Annotated in this window: 15 protein-coding genes, 1 tRNA gene and 1 riboswitch; of the genes, 8 read left to right on the top strand and 8 right to left on the bottom strand. The window is 63.9% G+C overall.

Annotated features, from left to right (window positions below; genetic code table 11):
• The first annotated feature begins 30 nt into the window (after positions 1-30).
• Together ABIB90_RS05110 and ABIB90_RS05115 are read left to right on the top strand one after the other, a co-directional pair.
• Entirely contained in the window at positions 31-624 is a 594-nt protein-coding gene (locus tag ABIB90_RS05110) for a cytochrome b/b6 domain-containing protein (RefSeq protein ID WP_354200344.1), read from the top strand.
• A gap of 221 nt (positions 625-845) precedes the next feature.
• Positions 846-3,347 (top strand): EAL domain-containing protein, encoded by a 2,502-nt coding sequence (locus ABIB90_RS05115; protein ID WP_354200345.1) that lies wholly within the window; start codon positions 846-848, stop codon positions 3,345-3,347.
• Between the two features lie 12 nt (positions 3,348-3,359).
• Here ABIB90_RS05115 and ABIB90_RS05120 read toward each other — a convergent pair whose 3' ends face one another.
• Both ABIB90_RS05120 and trxA read right to left on the bottom strand, forming a co-directional pair.
• Positions 3,360-4,037, bottom strand: coding sequence for an LON peptidase substrate-binding domain-containing protein (locus ABIB90_RS05120; RefSeq protein WP_007598658.1), 678 nt, complete (start codon positions 4,035-4,037; stop codon positions 3,360-3,362).
• Between the two features lie 31 nt (positions 4,038-4,068).
• Entirely contained in the window at positions 4,069-4,992 is a 924-nt protein-coding gene (trxA, locus tag ABIB90_RS05125) for a thioredoxin (protein WP_007598659.1), read from the bottom strand.
• A gap of 275 nt (positions 4,993-5,267) precedes the next feature.
• Here trxA and ABIB90_RS05130 point away from each other — a divergent pair.
• The 4 genes from ABIB90_RS05130 to ABIB90_RS05145 all read left to right on the top strand — a co-directional run bounded on the left by ABIB90_RS05130 (position 5,268) and on the right by ABIB90_RS05145 (position 8,885).
• Positions 5,268-5,342 (top strand) — tRNA-Gly (locus ABIB90_RS05130).
• Positions 5,343-5,418: 76 nt separating this feature from the next.
• A complete protein-coding gene (locus tag ABIB90_RS05135; RefSeq protein WP_354200346.1) occupies positions 5,419-6,405 on the top strand; it encodes an NAD-dependent epimerase/dehydratase family protein in 987 nt (328 codons plus the stop codon).
• Between the two features lie 379 nt (positions 6,406-6,784).
• On the top strand, positions 6,785-8,077 hold the full coding sequence (locus tag ABIB90_RS05140) for a PQQ-dependent sugar dehydrogenase (protein WP_354200347.1): 1,293 nt from the start codon (positions 6,785-6,787) through the stop codon (positions 8,075-8,077).
• Positions 8,078-8,291: 214 nt separating this feature from the next.
• Entirely contained in the window at positions 8,292-8,885 is a 594-nt protein-coding gene (locus tag ABIB90_RS05145; RefSeq protein WP_354200348.1) for a c-type cytochrome, read from the top strand.
• A gap of 12 nt (positions 8,886-8,897) precedes the next feature.
• Here the strand turns inward: ABIB90_RS05145 and panE are convergent, their stop codons facing one another.
• The 3 genes from panE to ABIB90_RS05160 form a co-directional block, all read right to left on the bottom strand.
• On the bottom strand, positions 8,898-9,821 hold the full coding sequence (panE, locus tag ABIB90_RS05150; protein WP_354168364.1) for a 2-dehydropantoate 2-reductase: 924 nt from the start codon (positions 9,819-9,821) through the stop codon (positions 8,898-8,900).
• A gap of 183 nt (positions 9,822-10,004) precedes the next feature.
• Positions 10,005-10,619, bottom strand: a complete 615-nt coding sequence (locus ABIB90_RS05155; RefSeq protein WP_354200349.1) for a 2-hydroxychromene-2-carboxylate isomerase — start codon at positions 10,617-10,619, stop codon at positions 10,005-10,007.
• Between the two features lie 141 nt (positions 10,620-10,760).
• A complete protein-coding gene (locus ABIB90_RS05160) occupies positions 10,761-11,357 on the bottom strand; it encodes a DUF2239 family protein (RefSeq protein ID WP_354200350.1) in 597 nt (198 codons plus the stop codon).
• 150 nt (positions 11,358-11,507) lie between these two features.
• Between ABIB90_RS05160 and ABIB90_RS05165 the strand changes: the two genes are divergently transcribed.
• Entirely contained in the window at positions 11,508-12,173 is a 666-nt protein-coding gene (locus ABIB90_RS05165; RefSeq protein WP_007598666.1) for a glutathione S-transferase family protein, read from the top strand.
• 10 nt (positions 12,174-12,183) lie between these two features.
• Here ABIB90_RS05165 and ABIB90_RS05170 read toward each other — a convergent pair whose 3' ends face one another.
• Positions 12,184-13,479 carry an MFS transporter gene (locus tag ABIB90_RS05170; RefSeq protein ID WP_354200351.1) on the bottom strand — a complete coding sequence of 432 codons (1,296 nt, stop codon included), beginning with the start codon at positions 13,477-13,479 and terminating at the stop codon, positions 12,184-12,186.
• A 111-nt stretch (positions 13,480-13,590) separates the two neighbouring features.
• Positions 13,591-15,342: a gamma-glutamyltransferase gene (gene ggt / locus ABIB90_RS05175; protein ID WP_354200352.1), complete on the bottom strand. Its 1,752-nt coding sequence runs from the start codon at positions 15,340-15,342 to the stop codon at positions 13,591-13,593.
• A 99-nt stretch (positions 15,343-15,441) separates the two neighbouring features.
• Here ggt and ABIB90_RS05180 point away from each other — a divergent pair, with 99 nt between their 5' ends.
• On the top strand, positions 15,442-16,827 hold the full coding sequence (locus tag ABIB90_RS05180; RefSeq protein WP_354200353.1) for an MFS transporter: 1,386 nt from the start codon (positions 15,442-15,444) through the stop codon (positions 16,825-16,827).
• A 100-nt stretch (positions 16,828-16,927) separates the two neighbouring features.
• Here ABIB90_RS05180 and purH read toward each other — a convergent pair whose 3' ends face one another.
• Positions 16,928-18,520, bottom strand: coding sequence for a bifunctional phosphoribosylaminoimidazolecarboxamide formyltransferase/IMP cyclohydrolase (gene purH / locus ABIB90_RS05185; protein ID WP_219681873.1), 1,593 nt, complete (start codon positions 18,518-18,520; stop codon positions 16,928-16,930).
• Positions 18,521-18,545: 25 nt separating this feature from the next.
• Positions 18,546-18,627, bottom strand: a riboswitch (ZMP/ZTP riboswitch).
• Positions 18,628-18,644 lie beyond the last annotated feature (17 nt).

The following is an 18,644-nucleotide window of genomic DNA, read 5'->3' on the forward strand; positions in this document are numbered from 1 at the left end:
CGCAAAGTTAGGCCTGAGGGTGGTCCTCGCTTGATCGATGAAACGGTACCGCAAATACGCAGGGGGTCCAACCGGACCCCCGCGGATCGAGCCGCTTCGCGGACAGTCGCGGTCTGGGACCTCCCGCTGCGGCTCTGGCACTGGGCGCTCGCGGCTTGCGTTCTGGCCGCGTGGTTCACGCCCACCGTCTATGACGGACTTCACCGCATCGTCGGCTATACCGTGCTCGGGCTTCTTGCGTTCCGTCTGGTCTGGGGTCTTTGGGGAAGCCGCTATTCGCGCTTCCGCATGGTCGGCATCAGGCTTCGGGCCGCGCCACGCTATCTCTGGAATCTGCGCCGCGGCATCACCGGCCGCTATATCGGGCTCAATCCCGCCGGCACGTTGATGCTGGTGGCGCTGCTGGTCTCGCTCGCGGTCTCGACGATATCAGGCGCGATGTCGGTGACCGTCACTTTCTTCGGCGTCTGGTGGATCGAGGACACCCACCACTATTCATCCGACGCGGTCATCGTCCTGGTCGTGCTGCACGTCCTGGGCGTGCTGTTGATGGGGCGTCTCCAGCGCGAGAACCTGATCCGCGCGATGATCACCGGCCGCAAACGAATCCGCGGGCACCTCTAAGCAGCACCGGGTTAATTCAAGCGGATGGAGCCTTGGGCCCGCCTAAACCCGTGGTTCCACGAGAATTAAGTCCTTCGCCCGCACCGGCTACCGCCAAACGGCGCCATTGTCGAGGTTGGGTTTACCTCCCGATAGGCATGCAACCGGGCATTGCAAGAAATTAACGTGACCAAAGCCAATCGGATCAATCGTCGAGCTTATTGACGAGGGAGGCGATTTCGATGTTCCGCGTTTTTACCTGCCTCACGGCAGAGCACGATTGGCGGCTTGTCATGCTCGCCGGTCTGGTTTGCTTCGCCGCAAGCATTGTAGCCGTCAGCATCTTTCATCGAGCGAACGCATCGCGCGCCTGGACGCGACTGATCTGGATTGCGGTCGCCGGCGCCGCCATCGGTTATGGAATCTGGGCAACGCATTTTGTGGCAATGCTTGCCTACGAGCCCGGCGTCTCGACCGGTTACGCCATCACGCTGACAGCTTTGTCGCTCGCCGCAGCGATGATCCTGACGTCGGCAGGTTTTGGCGTTGCCGTCGGCAGGCCCGGCCGCTGGCGCGCGGCTGCCGGTGGCGGCATCATCGGCGGCGGTATTGCGAGCATGCACTATCTGGGCATGTCGGCCCTCGAAGTGCCTGGTCGCGTGACCTGGTCGCCGGAGCTGGTGCTCATCTCGATCGCCCTCGGCATGGTCCTAGGCTACGCCGCACTTGCGGTCGCCCTGGGTCGCAAGGACAGGTGGGGGACCTTCGCTGCGGCGCTGCTGCTGACGCTCGCCATCGTGTCGCATCATTTCACGGCTATGGGGGCGGTACAGATCGTTCCAGACCCGACGCTGGCAAGCGACACACTGTCGCTTTCTCCCGGCTTCCTCGCCGTGGCAATCGCGGGCGTGGCCCTGTCGGTGCTCGGGATGAGTTTTGTGGGCGTGCTGGCGGATCGCCGGCTTGCGACCAGAACCAGCCGATTCGAGGAAGTTATCACTCAGCTTTCGTTTGCCAGGCAACAGGTGGAAGATTCGCAAAAGGAAATCCAGGACCAGAAGATCAGGCTCGACACGGCCATCAACAACATGGTCGAGGGCCTTTGCATGTTTGACACGGAGAAGCGGCTCGTCGTCTGCAACGAGCGCTATGCCCTGCTCTATCGGCTGCCGCCGGAACTGCTGAAGACGGGGACGCCGCACGTCGACATCGTCAAGCACCGCGTTGTGAACGGCATCCTCAAGGGCGATACGAGCGAGGGCGCTGCCGGGCAATACATCTCGAGACTGGCTGCATTGCCGTTCGACACAGTCTCGAGCAGGATCGACGAGTTTGCGGATGGTCGGTTGATCTGCGTGACGCGACAGCCGATGCCCGGCGGCGGATGGGTGGCCACGCATCTTGATGTTACGGAGCAACGCCGGTCCGAGGCCAAAATCACCCATATGGCGCAACACGATGCGTTGACCGACCTGCCAAATCGGGTGCTGCTCAGAGAGCGGATGGAGCATGCCATTGCAGTTACGCGCAATGGTGGTCTTGATCTTGCCGTGCTCATGCTTGACCTCGATCGCTTCAAGGAAGTCAATGACACGCTTGGACATCCGGCGGGCGATTCCCTGCTGCGCGCCGTCGCGGCGCGTTTGCGCGAATGCACCACGGAAACGGCGTTGATCGCCCGACTGGGCGGGGACGAGTTCGCGGTGATCGACTACGTGACCAGCCCGGCCGTGGAGGCCGCGACCCTCGCCGAGAACATCAGAAAGGCGCTTTGCAAACCCTTCGACCTCGGCGATCACCGGGTCACCGTAGGCACCAGCATCGGCATTGCCATCGCGCCGCGTGACGGCAATGATCCCGACGCGATCATGAAGAGCGCCGATCTCGCCCTCTACTCGGCCAAGAATGGTGGACGTGGCGCATTCCGTTTCTTCGAGCCGGAACTCGACGAGATCATGCATGCGCGACGGAATCTGGAGCGCGACTTGCGCGATGCGCTTGCCGGCGGTCACTTCGAGCTCTATTACCAGCCATTCATCGACGCCGCGACCGGTAAGACCAGGGGCTTCGAGGCCCTGCTGCGCTGGCATCACCCGCAGCGAGGTCTGGTCATGCCGGGCGAATTCATCCAGCTTGCGGAAGAGACCGGCCTGATCGTGCCGCTGGGGGAATGGGTCCTTAGGACGGCCTGTGCGGAAGCCGCAAAATGGCCTGTCGATCTCAGCATCGCGATCAACCTGTCTCCCGCTCAATTCAGGAGCAAGGAGCTTGTGCCGGTCGTTGTCAGCGCGCTGGCGAGTTCGGGTGTGGCGCCGCACAGGCTCGAGCTCGAAGTTACGGAGACAGCGATCATGCATGACAGCGAAGCTGTATTCGAGGCCCTCGGTCAGCTGCGCCAGCTCCGTGTGCGAATCGCCCTGGACGATTTCGGCACCGGCTATTCTTCTCTGAGCTTTCTGCAAAGATTCCCGTTCGACAAGATCAAGATCGACCGCAGCTTCGTCAGCGAACTGACCAGCGCGAGGGCAGAGGCGCAACATCTCGCGCGAGCAGTCGTTCGTTTCGCAGTCAGCTTGAGCAAGACCACGACCGCCGAAGGCGTCGAAACGAGGGAGCAGCTGGACATCCTGCGTGAAGACGGCTGCGCCGAAACGCAAGGCTACTATTTCAGCCGGCCGATGCCTGCATCCAGCATCGCGAAAATGCTGCTGCGAGATGCCGGAGCAGCCGTCTGCGCTGCGTGAGCGTTCAGGCCGTCACTGCAGCGGCGGATCGCCTGAGGTGCGTTTTTTGGCGAGATCCATCTCGGTGACCGCGATCAAAATTTCGGCGCGGGTCTTCAGGTCGGGCGCTTCCAGCATCGCCTGCTTCTCGGCCACACCATAGGGCGACATCATCGCCAGCGCGTTGACGAGCGCCTCGTTGGGAGCGGTCTCGACGCCCTCCCAGTCGACCTTGAGGTTGTTGGCCTTCAGAAAGTCCGCCAGCACCGTCAGCAGTGCTTCGCGATCGACCTCCTCCTCGCCCATGCGCGGCGTGAAATCGTCGACGAAGGCGAAGAAATCCACCTTGCACTGCCGGTAGGCGGTGAGCACTTCGAGCTCCTCGAGCACTTTGAAGCGCGAGACACCGGTGAGCTCGAGGATGTAGCGGCCGTCGCCAGATTCCGCGAGTTGGGTGATGCGGCCGACACAACCGACGCGGAACAGCGCCGGCTTGTCGGAATTCTTGGGCGAGTGCGCGATGTCGGGCTGGATCATGCCGATCAGGCGATGGCCATCGCGGAAGGCATCGTCGATCATCGCGAGGTAGCGCGGCTCGAAGATGTTGAGCGGCATCTGCCCGCGCGGCAGCAGCAGCGCGCCCGGCAACGGAAACACCGGAAGGATCTCCGGAAGGTCGGCGGGCCCGCGATATTCGATGTTGATCGGCATCTGCCGGGTCCCCTGGCCTTGCCAGCGCGCGTCAGGAAAACAGGATGATCGACAAGCGCTTGCGTCCCTCGACGGTTGCATCGTCCGTGCCGCCCCAGGCCTCGAAGAACTGCACCAGCTGCTTGCGGGCGCCGTCGTCGTTCCATTTGCGGTCGCGCTTGACGATCGCGAGCAGCTGCTCGGTGGCAGCTGCCCGGTTGCCTTGGGCGTTGAGCGCGATCGCGAGGTCGAATCGGGCCTGATGATCGAGCGGGTTTGCGGCGACTTTCTGTTCCAGCTCGGCGACAGGCCCGAGCTGCTCCGCCTGCTCGGCCAGATCGATCGCGGTCTGCACGGCTTTCACGGCCGGGTCGTTGCGCTTGGATTCCGGCACCATGGCGAGCGTCTGCTTGGCCTGCTCCATCGCACCGGAGACGGCGTAGCATTTCGCGAGCCCGGCCAGGGCTGCGATGTTGGTCGATTCGAGCTGCAGCACTTCCGCGTAGATCTGCGCGGCCGCGGCGGCATCGCCCTCGGCGAGCACGGCCTCGGCTTCCTGGAGGATTTCCGCGATATTCGGCTCACCCGGCGCGGTCACGCCCTTGGTCAGCTTCTCGATGAAGGCGTTGAGCTGGCTCTCCGGGACCGCACCCATGAAGCCGTCGGCCGGCTGGCCGTTGACGAAGGCGATCACCGCCGGAATCGACTGGATGCCCATCTGGCCCGGGATCGCCGGGTGCTGGTCGATGTTCATCTTGACCAGCTTGACCTTGCCCTTGGCGGCCTTGACCGCTTTTTCCAGCAAGGGCGTGAGCTGCTTGCAGGGGCCGCACCACTCCGCCCAGAAGTCGATCAGCACCGGCTGGCGCTTCGATTCCTCGATGACGTCCTTCACGAAGGTCTGGGTGGTCGTGTCCTTGATCAGATCGGCGGCAGCCGGGCCCGCTGCTCCGTTACCCTGGTCGATGATCGTCACGGGATCCCCTCGTCTGATGTCTGGAATTGGCGGGTCTTTAGCACGTCGCCAATTCATATGCTTCGCTGTTGGCCCTAAATTGGGCCGGGACGGCCGAATTTCAATCGGTGCGTGCCGATTCGACGGTTCCGGGGCCTTTTTGGGTCATTTGGCCGCGTTCGGGTTGATATCGGGCCTCCGATTGCGCATCTATGCCGCCGGTAGCTGTTGCATTCCCCTCCCGCTTTTGGCATACGACAGCCGTTGCCGGCGCAGTCATGCGACCGACACAGGATGCGGGTGTAGCTCAGTGGTAGAGCACGACCTTGCCAAGGTCGGGGTCGAGGGTTCGAGCCCCTTCGCCCGCTCCAATTTTTCCCAAAGCATCCAGCCGGACCGGACGGGCACGTGGTTTTCCACGCCGCTGGCGGCTGTATTGGGTAACGAATGACAATTCTGGTCACAGGCAGCGCGGGCCATCTCGGCGAGGGTCTTCTCCGCACGCTCCGCGGGCGCGGTTCGTCTGTGCGTGGGATCGACCTGAAGCCATCGCCCTTCACCGACGCTGTCGGCTCGATCGTCGATTCCGATTTCGTGCGGCGCCAGATGGACGGCGTCACCGCGGTGATCCACACCGCGACGCTGCACAAGCCGCATGTGGCGACCCACAGCAAGCAAGCCTTCATCGACACCAACGTCACCGGCACGCTCAATTTGCTTGAAGCGGCTGTGGCGGCCGGCGTGCGCAGTTTTGTCTTCACCAGCACCACCAGCGCGTTTGGCTCGCAGCTCCGCTCCGAGGCGGGACAGGCCGCGGTGTGGGTCACCGAGGACCTGCCGCCGATCCCGAAGAACATCTACGGCACGACCAAGCTGATGGCCGAAACTCTCTGCGAGCTGTTCTGTCGCGAGCGCGGCCTGCCTGTCGTGATCTTGAGGACCTCGCGCTTCTTCCCGGAAGACGATGACGATCCGGCGATGCGGTCGGCTTACGCGCCGGAGAACGCGCAGGCCAACGAGCTGCTCTATCGCCGGCTGGATATCGCGGACGCGGTGAGCGCCCATCTGCTCGCAGTCGAGCGCGCGCCGAACATCGGATTTGCCCGCACCATCGTGTCGGCCACGAGCCCGTTCGAGCAGCGCCATCTCGCCGCGCTTGCGCGCGACGCGGCCAGTGTGGTGCGCGAGCTCTATCCGGATTGTGCGGAGCTCTACGCAGCGCGCGGCTGGCGCCTGTTCCCCGCGATCGATCGCGTCTATGTCAACGAGCGCGCGCGGCACGAGCTCGGCTGGCGGCCCGAATTCGACTTCGCGCATGTCCTGAACTGTCTTCGCGATGATCGCGATTTTCGCAGCACGCTGGCGCGCGATATCGGATCGAAAGGCTATCATGAGACGATTTTCGACGATGGTCCCTACCCCGTCGCCCCGTAGCCGCCACCTTTGCTAATTCGCTCGACTCGTCAGATGTCTACCCGGAATCACCGGCAGCAAGATGGCCGGAGCCGTTCTACTGTGCATGGGGTTGTTTTCGCGTTTTTTTGTTCCGAACCTCCTGCTGCCTGTAAATTAGCCGCGCGTGATCTTGATTCCGCGCTGCAGCGAGAGCGTTGTTGTCGCGGCGTTCGCCATCATTGACTTTCCGTCTCAATTTTTACTGAGCGCTATCGCATCGCACGCGGCGCGCTTCTCACCGCTCGCAGATGTGCTAACCTTTCTGCGTCTGTCCTCTCGACAGAGTCCGAACTTCGCCTCTCGACAGCAAAATAAAATAAATGTGCAGCCCTGACGGCTGCCTTAGGGGAGTGACGCGATGAAATTCCATGGATCCGTCTTTCAATCCGCCTTTCAATCCGTCCTGGCGCTTGCAGCGGTTGCCCTTCTCGCGGGGACAAGCGTCGGTCATGCGCAGCAACAGGACAAGAACAAGCCGCTGAAGAAATACGAATCCGGCACCAAGGAGTTCTGGACCCATCCGCCGGACGACTGGTTCCTCGGCGACGAGACCGAGGCGCAGAAGGGCCTGGCGCCGCCATCGGGGCCGCCGACCGGCGCCTCCGACGCCGAACTCGCCAACATCGTCAAGAAGGTGAAGCTGCCGCCGGGCTTCAAGATGGAGGTCTACGCGTCCGGTGTGCTGGCCGCGCGGCAGATGGCCTGGGGTGACAAGGGCACGCTGTTCGTCGGCTCGTTCGGCCTCGGCAACGTCTACGCCATCAAGGACAACAACGGAAAGAAAGAGGTCAAGACCATCCTCAAGGGGCTGAACATGCCCACGGGTCTGGCCGTCAAGGACGGTGCGCTCTACGTCATCGCGGTCGACAAGCTGATCCGCTACGACGACATCGAGAACAAGCTCGACAATCCCGGCGAGGGCAAGGTCGTCTATGACGACATGCCGTCCTATGCCGCGCATGGCTGGAAGTACATCGCGGTCGACAAGGAAGGCTGGTTCTACATTCCGTTCGGACCGCCCTTCAACATCGGCGTGCCCCCGACCAGCGTCTCGCAGATCCGCCGCGTCGATCCCAAGACCGGCAATGCGGAAATCTACGCGCTCGGCGTTCGCAACTCGGTCGGCGGCGACGTCGATCCGCGCACCGGCAAGTTCTGGTTCACTGAGAATGCCCGCGACTGGATCAGCGACGATCTGCCCTCGGACAAGCTGAACATGATCAGCAAGATCGGCGAGCACTTCGGCTATCCCTACTGCCACCAGGGTGACCTGCCGGATACCAAGTTCGCGATGGGCCACAAGTGCTCCGAATTCACGCCGCCGGTGCTGAACCTCGGTGCTCACGTCGCTCCGCTCGGCATGAAGTTCTATACCGGCGACCAATTCCCGGCCGAGTACAAGAACAACATCCTGATCGCCGAGCACGGCTCCTGGAATCGTCACAAGTACCAGGGCGGCCGCATCATGCGCGTGATCGTCGGGCCCGACGGCAAGAACGCCAAGCAGGAGGTGTTCGCCTCCGGCTGGATCGAGGGCGACCAGGGCTATCTCGGCCGTCCCGACGACATCATCCTCGCCAAGGATGGCTCGATCCTCGTCGCCGACGATTGGGCCGGCGCGATCTACCGCATCAGCTACAGCAAGAAGTAGCGCAAGATGACACGAGGCTGCGGTGCCGAGCGGCGCCGCAGCCTTTCTCATTTCAATTTCGCACGCCGTCGTTTCTGATTGCGCGCCCCTTGCGCGCAAGCCCGGAACCCTTGGCCACGAACGCGGGTTATGGAATTCTCAGATGCGCCATTGCGCATCATAGCTCGCGCTTCTTCGCCCGGAATGGCGCGTTCGATAGATCGGAATCCCAATCATGCGCCGGCAGTTCATCTCGCACGCAATCAGCGCGGTTGCGCTTCTCGCGCTCGGTTCTCTCTCCGCAAGCGCCGCCGACAATGCTGCGATCAAGGAGAAGGCCGCCGTCTGCGCCGGCTGTCACGGCGAGAACGGCATCTCGCAGACCGAGAACATCCCTTCGCTCGCTGGCCAGCCCGATCAATTCCTGCAATGGCAGCTGGTGTTCTTCCGCGCCGGCTCGCGCAAGAACGATCAGATGCAGCCGATCGCCGAGGAGATCACCAACGAGGACGTCCGCAATCTCGGCGCCTATTTCGCCGCGCTGACGCCGCCGACAGCGGCGGAGGACAAGGATCCGGACCTGTCGAAAAAGGGCGCGCAAGTTGCCGCCGGCCGCCGCTGCGCCTCATGCCATACCGATAGCTTTGCCGGCACCAAGGCCGTCGCGAGGTTGGCGGGCCAGCGCGAGGAATACCTCGTCAAGGCGCTGCAAGACTACAAGAGCAGTCAGCGCGTCGGCGGTGGCGGCGCCGCGATGGCCGATGTCGCCTATCACATGAGCGATGAGGAAATCACCGCCGTCTCGCACTATCTCGCGTATTTCAAATAGCGGAAGCTGCGGTCAGCCCGCCCGCTGCTTCTCATACGCCTTCAAATGCGTGTACGCGATGCGCAGCTTCGGCACCGGCACCTTGGCGGCATCGGCACGCTCGATGAGGTCGCCGATGACGTGATCGGCCTCGACCGGCAGGCCGGCCTTGACGTCGCGGAACATCGAGGCCGTCATCGGCGAACCCTCGGTGGTGAGATTGCCCTTCACGCGCTCGAAGAACGGCCCGCCCGGCGAGTAGCCCGACGCGGCTGCGATCGCACTGGTCTCATCCAGCATGCCGAGCAGGAAATCCCTGCCGCCGGGCGCGGCGAGGATGTTGCCGACCGAGGTGCGCATCAGGCTGGTGGACGCAGCCAGCGAGGACAGGAACACCCACTTCTCCCACATGTCCTGCATGATGTTCTGGCTGGCGGTGGCCCCAACGATGCCGCTCTTGAAGGCCTCGTCGATCGCCTTGACCCGATCCGACAGCTTGCCATCGCGCTCGCCGTAATTGATCGACTGCATCGGCTGCAGCTGCACCACCTCACGCTTTTCGTTGAGCGTCGCGGCGATGGCGCAGAGGCCACCGAGCACGCGCTCCTTGCCGAACTTGCCGTCGAGGATGTCGAGATGCTTCATGCCGTTGAGCATCGGGATGATCGCGGTATTCGGCCCGACTGCTGCCGCGAACGACTTGATGGCGTCATCGAGGTCGAAGGCCTTGCAGCTGAGCAGCACGACATCGAATTTTTCCTTGAGCGCGTCGGCCTGAACCGTCGGCGGATTGTTCAAGGTCACGTCCCCGTTTGGGCTCTTGATAACGAGGCCGGCGCTCGCGAGCTCGCTGGCGCGCCGCGGCCGGACCAGGAAGGTGACGTCGCGGCCCGCCTGCAACAGCCTGCCACCAAAATAGCCGCCGATGGCGCCAGCGCCGACCACGAGGATACGCATGGGATTGTCCTTGTTGTTTCTTGCTGTCGTCCTGGCGAAAGCCAGGACCCATTACCCCGACTGTATATTGTCGGGCAAGTTGGAGCCCCAGCTCGTCACAGCACAGCCTTCGGTGGTTATGGGTCCTGGCTTTCGCCAGGACGACATCAGAGATGATGGCTCGATCTGTCCATCATACGAAAATCACTTCCCCGAGACCATCTCCTCGACCTCGCGCAACTGTTCCTTTCCGAAGAACATCTCGTTGCCGACAAAGAAGGTCGGCGAGCCGAACGCGCCGCGTGCAACAGCCTCCTCGGTGTTCTTGATCAATCTGCCCTTCACCTCCGGTTCCGCCGCGCGGGTGAACAGCTTTTGCGCGTCGAGGCCGGAGGACGCCAGCGCCTTGGCCGCGATTTCCGGATCGTCCATCTTCTTCGGCTCGCGCCACATGTGATCGAAGGCAGCCTCGACGTATGTTTCGAACACGCCTTCGAGCTGCGCCGCGATCGCCGCGCGCATCAGGTTCAGCGTGTTGACAGGGAAGAAGGGATTCCAGACATAGGGCTGGACCTTGAAGCGCTTGACGAAGCGCTCGGTCTCGACCGCCTGGAATTCCCGCTTGTTTTTGACGCCGGCAAGCGTCTCGGCCGGCGACTTGTTGTTGGTCGACTTGAAGATGCCGCCGAGCAGGATCGGCACATACTCGAATTTGACGCCGATGCGCTGCTCGATGGCGGGGATCGCGAGGTGGCTGAGATAGGCATTCGGGCTGCCGAAATCGAACAGGAATTGCGGGGCTGTGCGGGTCAAAATCATTCTCCCTGACCTAGCTTTTTGATCTGTATTGTCATCCATTGTGGCGCGGCGCGCACCACAGGTCCACCGTTTAATGACGGTCATAATACTGTGAGCGCGCGAACACGTTGGGCGCGAGTTGCGCGTACGAACGCCTCAAGCTCAAGCGCGGTCGCTGTAGGCGAGCTTGACGATGTGGTCGCGGATGTCGGCGGGCCAATCTGCGATCAGTCCGGTGAAACGCCGCCGGTCATCCGCAAACAGCGCGCGCGAAGCTTCCTCGAACTGCGGCAGATTGCCGGCCATGGTCGACATGAAGTGATAGGCCGCATCGCGCGCCTGCCGCGCGCGATCCTTGTCGCCGCTGGCACGCCGCGCCTCTTCGACAAGTTTCCGCAGCGCGACCGAAGCGCCGCCTGCTTGCGCGCTGAGCCACTCCCAGTGCCGCGGCAGCAGCGTCACCTCGCGCGCGACCACGCCGAGCTTCGGCCGGCCGCGGCCGCGCGGCTCGCTCGGCGATGGGGTGTCCTCAACCGGGGGCGGGACAAGCTTCGCCAGCCGCGCCAGCACCTCGCGGTCTCCGCCGCGCAGATCGAAGTCGATCGACCGGCCCGTGGCGTCCTCGAAGATGACGATGGGCTGGTCCGGCCGTTCCGCCATCCGCTTGATGACCAGCGCGACCTCTCCTGCCGGCCCGGAGACCAGACGGCGATGCCCTTGGAAAGCGGTGAAAGTCTTTTGCATTGGAATCATTGCCATATTGATCGTGTTGAGTCCTTTAATACCCGGGTAAATTGCTCAGGTCAATATACCCGGGTTAAAATATCCGACCGGATGGCTCGACATTGTGTTCCCAGGCTGGCACGAACGCGCGGCCGATCGACCGCGCCTAGCCCCGGGGACCACGCGATGCTGACCGTTCATCACCTCAACAATTCCCGCTCGCAGCGCGTGCTGTGGCTGCTCGAGGAGTTGGGCGTGCCCTACGAGATCGTGCGCTATCAGCGACAGCCGGACATGCGCGCGCCGAAGGAGCTGCGCGCCATCCATCCGCTCGGCAAGTCGCCCGTCATCACCGACAACGGCAACACCATCGCTGAATCCGGCGCGATCATCGAATATCTCATCGCCACCTACGGCAACGGCCGGCTGGTCCCGCCGCCGAACACGCCCGAGCGGCTGCGCTTCACCTATTGGCTGCACTATGCGGAAGGCTCGGCGATGCAGCCGCTGCTGCTCAAGCTGCTGTTCACGCTGATGCCGAAGCGCGCGCCGGCGTTGCTGCGCCCGCTGGTGCGCAAGGTCTCGAACCAGGCGCTCACTGCACTGGTCAATCCGCAGATCAAGCAGCACATGGATTATTGGGAAGGCGAGCTCGGCAAGAGCGAGTGGTTCGCCGGCAACGAATTCACCGCCGCCGACATCCAGATGAGCTTTCCGCTCGAGGCAGCCCAGGCGCGCGGCGGGCTCGAGCTCGGCCATCCCAAGGCGATGGCGTTCCTGGAGCGCATTCATGCGCGGCCGGCATACAGTCGCGCCCTCGAAAAGGGCGGGCCGTATCAGGTCGGACGATAGTTAGCCTTCATCAGTCCGCGTGCAGCACGCGCCCGCGCGTCTCCGGCAGCGCGAAAGCGGCGATGAAGAACAGCGCGTAAGCCACCACCGCGAAGATCGCGATCGCATTCGCAAGCGACGTCGTCGCCGACAGCGCTCCGACCAGGAACGGAAACAGCGCGCCGATGCCGCGGCCGAAATTGTAGCAAAATCCCTGGCCCGAGCCGCGCAGTCGCGTTGGATAAAGCTCGGTCAGGAATGCGCCGACGCCGGAGAAATAGCCCGAGGCGAAAAAGCCGAGCGGGAAGCCGAGCACCCACAGGACCTCGTTGGTGAGCGGCAGCTGCGTGTAAAGCAGCACAACCGCTATTGCGCCGATCGAGAAGGTCAGAAAGAGATTGCGCCGTCCGATCCGGTCGGCGAGCCAGGCGCCCGTGAGATAGCCGATGAAGGAGCCGATGATCAGCGTCGAGAGATAGCCGGTCGAGCCGACGATCGACAGATGCCGCTCCTTGGTCAAGAACTGCGGCACCCAGAAGGTGACGGCGTAATAGCCGCCCTGGCAGCCTGTCGCCATCAGCGACGCCAGGATCGTGGTCTTCAGGATTGGACCGGAGAAGATTTCCCAGAGCGCCGGGCGATTGCCGCTCGCGGCCTGCTTGGCGCGGGCCTCAGCCGCGATCTCCGGCTCGGTCACGGAGCGGCGGATGTAGAACACCAGCAGCGCCGGCAGCGCGCCGACCACGAACATCCAGCGCCACGCTGTCTCCGCCGGCAAGGCCGAGAACAGGATCGCCTGCGACAGCACTGCAAGGCCCCAGCCGACGGCCCAGCCCGACTGCACCGAGCCGACCGCACGCCCGCGATATTGCGGCCGGATCGCTTCACCCATCAGCACGGCGCCTGCCGCCCACTCTCCGCCGAAGCCGAGGCCCAGCACCGCGCGTGCGATCAGGAGCTGTTCGAAATTCTGCACGACCGCGCAGACCAGCGAGAAGAACGAGAACCAGATGATGGTGATCTGGAGCGTTCTGACCCGGCCGATATGATCGGAGAGATAGCCGCCGAGCCAGCCGCCGATGGCGGAAGCCAGCAGCGTCACGGTGCCGGCGAGGCCGGCCGATCCCGCATCGACCTTCCATAGCGCGATGATGGTGCCGATCACCAGCGGATAGATCATGAAGTCCATGCCGTCGAGCGCCCAGCCCGCGGCGCAGGCCCAGAACGTCCGCCGCTCAGGCGCGTTCATGTCGCGATAGAAGGCGAGAAGGCTGGTGTCCTCGATCTCGGCGCGTTCGATGCGCTGGTTCGGATCAACGGTGGTCATGTGCGTTTCCCGACAGTGTTTTCTTTTGCGGCCTCTTTGGCCTCGCGGTGGTAGCACGCGCGGCGGCCTGCGCAAGCCGGCCGCCGGCCTTCGCGCCATGCAACGACAGAGTTACTGCCCCGCTGCTTCCGCACCCCGGCTACGCGGATCGGGCGCGCCGAGCGGACCGTTGGCGGTCACCGCAATCGAATTCGCCGATGTCTGCCCCATCGGCGTGACGATGAGATGATCCATCGCCTTCAGCTCGAGCAGCACATTGTCGGAAAAGCCGCTCTCGATCCGGACCTCGTCGGGCAGCCATTGGTGGTGCAGCCGCGGTGCGGCCACGGCGGCCGCCACGTCCATCTTGTAATCGAGCACGTTGACGATCACCTGGAGCACGGTCGAGATGATGCGGCTGCCGCCGGGCGAGCCCGTCACCAGAACCGGCTTGCCGTCCTTCAGGACGATGGTCGGCGACATCGAGGACAGCGGCCGCTTGCCCGGCCCGGGCAAATTGGCCTCGTAGCCGACAAGGCCGTAGGCATTGGAAGCGCCAACCGCCGCTGTGAAATCGTCAAGCTCGTTGTTGAGCAGCACGCCGGTGCCGTCGGCGACGAGGCCGACGCCGTAACTGAAGTTCAGCGTATAAGTGTTGCTGACTGCGTTGCCGCTGCCGTCGACGACGGAAAAATGCGTGGTGTTGCTGCCCTCGTGCGGTGAGGTCGCGGTGGAAACGAGCTGTTTCGACGGCGTGGCGCGATCGGCGGAGATGGTTGCCCGCAGTTTAGCGGCGTAATCTTTGGCGGTGAGCGTCCCGATCGGTGCGTTGACGAAGGCGGGATCGCCGAGATAGCGCGCCCGGTCCGCATAAGCGCGCTTCATGGCCTCGATCAGCAGATGCAGCGAAGCCGGCGATCCCTGTTTAAGATCGGCGAGCTGAAAACCTTCGAGGATATTAAGCGTCTCCACCAGCACCACGCCGCCCGATGACGGCAAGGGCATCGACACGATGTCATAGCCGCGATAGGTGCCGCGCACCGGGGCGCGGATCACCGCCTGATATGATTTCAAATCGGCCGGCGTCATGATGCCGCCCGCGTCGGCCACGGCCTTGGCGAGTTTCTCCGCGACCGGCCCCTCATAGAAACCGCGCGGGCCCTGTGCGGCGACAGCCGACAGCGTTTCGGCGAGATCGCTCTGCACCAGCCGGTCGCCTTCACTGAGTGGCGTGCCATCAGGCCGCGAGAAGATCCTGGCCGAGGAGGGCCAGCGCACCAGCCGCTTGTGCCAGCCCGGCAGCGTGTCGGCGATGTCGTCGCCGACGAGGAAGCCATCGCGGGCGAGCGCGATTGCGGGCTCGAGCAGTTGCGCCAGCGTGAACCGGCCCGAGCCATATTTTTCCAGCGCCAGCGCAAGACCCGCAACAGTGCCGGGCACGCCGACGCCGAGCGCGGAATCCCGCGACTTCGCCGCATCGGGCTTGCCGTCGGCACCGAGGAAGATCTGGGGCGTGGTCGCAGCCGGCGCGGTCTCGCGATAATCGATCGTGATGTCTTCGTTGCGCTCAGTGGAATGAATCACCATGAAGCCGCCGCCGCCGATATTGCCGGCGCGTGGATAGGTCACGGCCATCGCAAAGCCGGTCGCGACCGCGGCGTCGACGGCATTGCCGCCGCGCCGCAGGATGTCGGCGCCGACCTGCGCAGAGATTTTCTCCTGCGCCACCACCATGCCGTGCTCAGCGGGAAGGGCATGCACCGTGTCGAGCGCGGGCGGTACATAGGCCCGCCGCGCATCCTGCGCGGTCGCGGCCGGAAGTCCGAACGCCAGAGTGGCAAGGAAGGCGAAAAATGTCCGCCGTGTCGAAAAAGACGACATCATCAAACTTCCGCAAAGGCCATGGGCAGTTCACATGCAGCGCTGCAATGCTATACGGTTTGCCCAGACAGAGGCAAAACTGTTCGTGATGAGGATTATGGAGTGACGACGATCGCCCCGGATGCGCGCATCGCCGGCGCGCAGCGGACCTATCCGCCGCGCAGCGCCGTCGTCAGCTGGATCTTCTTCGACTGGGCTGCGCAGCCTTATTTCACGCTGATCACGACCTTCGTGTTCGCGCCCTATTTCGCCACTGCCATTGCGCCGAATCCCGCCGCCGGCCAATCGCTGTGGGGCTTTGCGATGGCTGCCGCCGGCCTTGCGATCGCGCTGATGTCGCCGGTGCTGGGGGCCATCGCCGATGCTTCGGGCCGCAGGAAGCCGTGGATCGCCGGATTCGGCGCCGTGCTGGTGCTGGCATCCTGCACGCTGTGGATCGGGAAGCCCGGCGATCCCTCGATCATTCCGCCGCTGCTCACCGCGGTCGCGCTCGCCAGCGTCGGCGCGGAATTCGCCACCCTCTTCAACAATGCGATGATGCCGACGCTGGTGCCGCCGGAGCGCATCGGCCGGCTTTCCGGCACCGGCTGGGCGACGGGCTATGTCGGCGGCATCGTCAGCCTGATCATCGTGCTCGGCCTGCTCGCCGCGAATCCCGAGACCGGTCGCACGCTGCTCGGTCTCACGCCTCTGTTCGGGCTCGATCCCGTCAGCCATCAAGGCGACCGCGCCGCCGGACCGTTGACCGGGCTTTGGTTCATCATTTTCGTGACGCCGATGTTCCTGTTCACGCCGGACTATCCGGCGAAGCGCCCGGTGCGCGAGGCGCTGCACGAAGGCTTGTCGGAGCTGAAGCAATCGATCAAAGGTCTGCCGCAGCAGAAATCGCTTGCGGCGTTTCTACTCGCCAACATGATCTACACCGACGGTCTGGTGTCGCTAAATGCCTTCGGCGGCATCTATGCTGCCGGCACGTTCGGCTGGCACACGATCCAGATCGGCACCTTCGGCATCATGCTCGCGATCGCCGGCGCGTTTGGCGCGTGGTTTGGCGGCAAGCTGGACGATCGCTTCGGGCCGAAGCGCGTGATCGCCGGCAGCATGCTGATCCTGCTGCTGGCGCTGGCGGCAATCCTGCTGGTCGACAAGGATTCGATCTTCTTCATCAAGGTCGCGCCGCCCACGCCCGGCGGTGCATTGTTCGCCGCTGCGTCAGAGCGCGCTTATCTGGTGCTGGGCTGCCTGATCGGTGCAGCCGGCGGTCCGCTGCAAGCGGCCTCGCGCACGCTCCTGATCCGTCTCGCACCGAAGGACCGCATCGCGCAATATTTCGGTCTGTTCGCACTGACGGGGAAAGTGACGTCCTTCATCGGCCCGCTGCTGATCGGCGTGATCACCGCGGTGACGGCGAGCCAGAAGGCCGGCATGGCCGTGCTGGTGGTGTTCTTCGTTGCGGGGCTGGCGCTGTTGATGCGGGTGCGGGAGTAGCTTCGTAGCCCGCATGGAGCGAAGCGCAATCCGGGAAGGTCTCTCCGTGAGGCGAGAACCCGGATTTCGCTTTCGCTCCATCCGGGCTACCGCCATTCAATCAATGCCTGAAGTGGCGCGTGCCCGTGAACACCATGGCGATGCCATGCTCGTCGGCAGCCTTGATGACCTCGTCGTCGCGCATGGAGCCGCCGGGCTGCACCACGGCGGTGGCGCCGGCTTCGATGCAGGCCAGCATGCCGTCGGCGAACGGGAAGAACGCATCCGACGCCACCACCGAGCCCTTGGTGAGCGGCTCGGCGAGCTTCAGCTCGGCGGCCGCATCCTGGGCCTTGCGTGCCGCGATCCGCGCTGAATCGACCCGGCTCATCTGGCCGGCACCGATGCCGACGGTGGCGAGATCCTTGGCGTAGATGATGGTGTTGGACTTGACGTGCTTCGCCACCCGAAACGCAAACTTCAGGTCGCGCATCTCGGCATCAGTGGGCGCGCGCTTCGTGACAACCTTGAAGGTCATGTCGTCGACCACGGCGTTGTCGCGACTCTGCACGAGGAGACCGCCCGCCACCGTCTTGGCGGTGAGGCCGGACGCGCGCGGATCGGGCAGGCTGCCGGCGAGCAGAAGCCGAAGGTTCTTGCGCGCGCCGATGATGGCGATCGCTTCCTCGCTTGCGTCGGGCGCGATGATCACCTCGGTGAAGATTTTCGTGATCTCGCGCGCGGTGTCGGCATCGAGTGCGCGGTTCATCGCGATGATGCCGCCGAAGGCCGAGGTGGAATCGCAGGCCAGCGCCTTGCGGTAGGCGCTGACGAGGTCGGAGCCCTCCGCGACGCCGCAGGGATTGGCATGCTTGACGATGACGCAGGCCGCGGTGCGCTTGGCGTCGAACTCGCCGATGCATTCATAGGCCGCATCGGTGTCGTTGATGTTGTTGTACGAGAGCTCCTTGCCCTGGAGCTGCCGCGCGGTCGAGACGCCCGGCCGCTTGTCGGGGGTCGCATAGAACGCCGCGGTCTGGTGCGGATTCTCGCCATAACGCAGCGACTGGATCAGCCGGCCGCCGAAGGCACGGAAATCGGGCGCGTCGATCTCGAGCTGGCGGTTGAACCAGTTCGAGATCGCGGCGTCATATGCAGCAGTGCGCGCGTACGCCTTGGCAGCAAGGCGCCGGCGCAACTTCAGCGTGGTTGCGCCTTTGTTGGCGGCGAGCTCGTCGAGAACGGCCTGGTAGTCCTGCGCCTCGACCACGACGGCGACGTCGTCATGGTTCTTCGCGGCGGCGCGGATCATCGCGGGGCCGCCGATATCGATGTTCTCGATGCAATCCTCGAAGCCCGCGCCTTTGTCGACGGTCGCCTCGAACGGATAGAGATTGACGACGAGGAGATCGATCGGCGCGATGCCATGCGCCGTCATCGCATCCGCATGGTCCTTGTTGTCGCGGATCGCGAGCAGGCCGCCATGCACCTTCGGATGCAGCGTCTTGACGCGGCCATCCATCATCTCGGGGAAGCCGGTCAGCTCGGAAACGTCCTTCACCTCAAGGCCGGCCGCGGCGATCGCCCTCGCGGTACCGCCGGTCGAGACCAGTTCGACATCGTGCGCGGCAAGCGCCTTTGCGAATTCGATCAGGCCGGTCTTGTCGGAAACGGAGAGAAGGGCGCGGGTGACGCGGCGGGGATGGTCAGTCATGAGCAAGATCCTCTGTCTGAAGGAGTGTCTATGCCCAGGCGCGCGGCTTCTCAGTCCCGCGCTTCCCGATGGTGCTCCATCCAAGGTCGCCAGTCGCGCGAGCGAGGGCTCGATAGCAGTTTTC

Source organism: Bradyrhizobium sp. JR4.1 (assembly GCF_040548605.1).
GTDB lineage: Bacteria > Pseudomonadota > Alphaproteobacteria > Rhizobiales > Xanthobacteraceae > Bradyrhizobium > Bradyrhizobium canariense.

Bases quoted from the DNA above. Each gene is read 5' to 3' on its own strand.
- ABIB90_RS05155 (WP_354200349.1), bottom strand. From the start codon at position 10,619: ATGATTTTGACCCGCACAGCCCCGCAATTCCTGTTCGATTTCGGCAGC.
- ABIB90_RS05165 (WP_007598666.1), top strand. From the start codon at position 11,508: ATGCTGACCGTTCATCACCTCAACAATTCCCGCTCGCAGCGCGTGCTG.
- ABIB90_RS05120 (WP_007598658.1), bottom strand. From the start codon at position 4,037: ATGCCGATCAACATCGAATATCGCGGGCCCGCCGACCTTCCGGAGATC.
- purH (WP_219681873.1), bottom strand. From the start codon at position 18,520: ATGACTGACCATCCCCGCCGCGTCACCCGCGCCCTTCTCTCCGTTTCC.
- ABIB90_RS05145 (WP_354200348.1), top strand. From the start codon at position 8,292: ATGCGCCGGCAGTTCATCTCGCACGCAATCAGCGCGGTTGCGCTTCTC.
- ABIB90_RS05140 (WP_354200347.1), top strand. From the start codon at position 6,785: ATGAAATTCCATGGATCCGTCTTTCAATCCGCCTTTCAATCCGTCCTG.
- ABIB90_RS05160 (WP_354200350.1), bottom strand. From the start codon at position 11,357: ATGGCAATGATTCCAATGCAAAAGACTTTCACCGCTTTCCAAGGGCAT.
- ABIB90_RS05115 (WP_354200345.1), top strand. From the start codon at position 846: ATGTTCCGCGTTTTTACCTGCCTCACGGCAGAGCACGATTGGCGGCTT.
- panE (WP_354168364.1), bottom strand. From the start codon at position 9,821: ATGCGTATCCTCGTGGTCGGCGCTGGCGCCATCGGCGGCTATTTTGGT.
- ggt (WP_354200352.1), bottom strand. From the start codon at position 15,342: ATGATGTCGTCTTTTTCGACACGGCGGACATTTTTCGCCTTCCTTGCC.
- ABIB90_RS05135 (WP_354200346.1), top strand. From the start codon at position 5,419: ATGACAATTCTGGTCACAGGCAGCGCGGGCCATCTCGGCGAGGGTCTT.
- ABIB90_RS05170 (WP_354200351.1), bottom strand. From the start codon at position 13,479: ATGACCACCGTTGATCCGAACCAGCGCATCGAACGCGCCGAGATCGAG.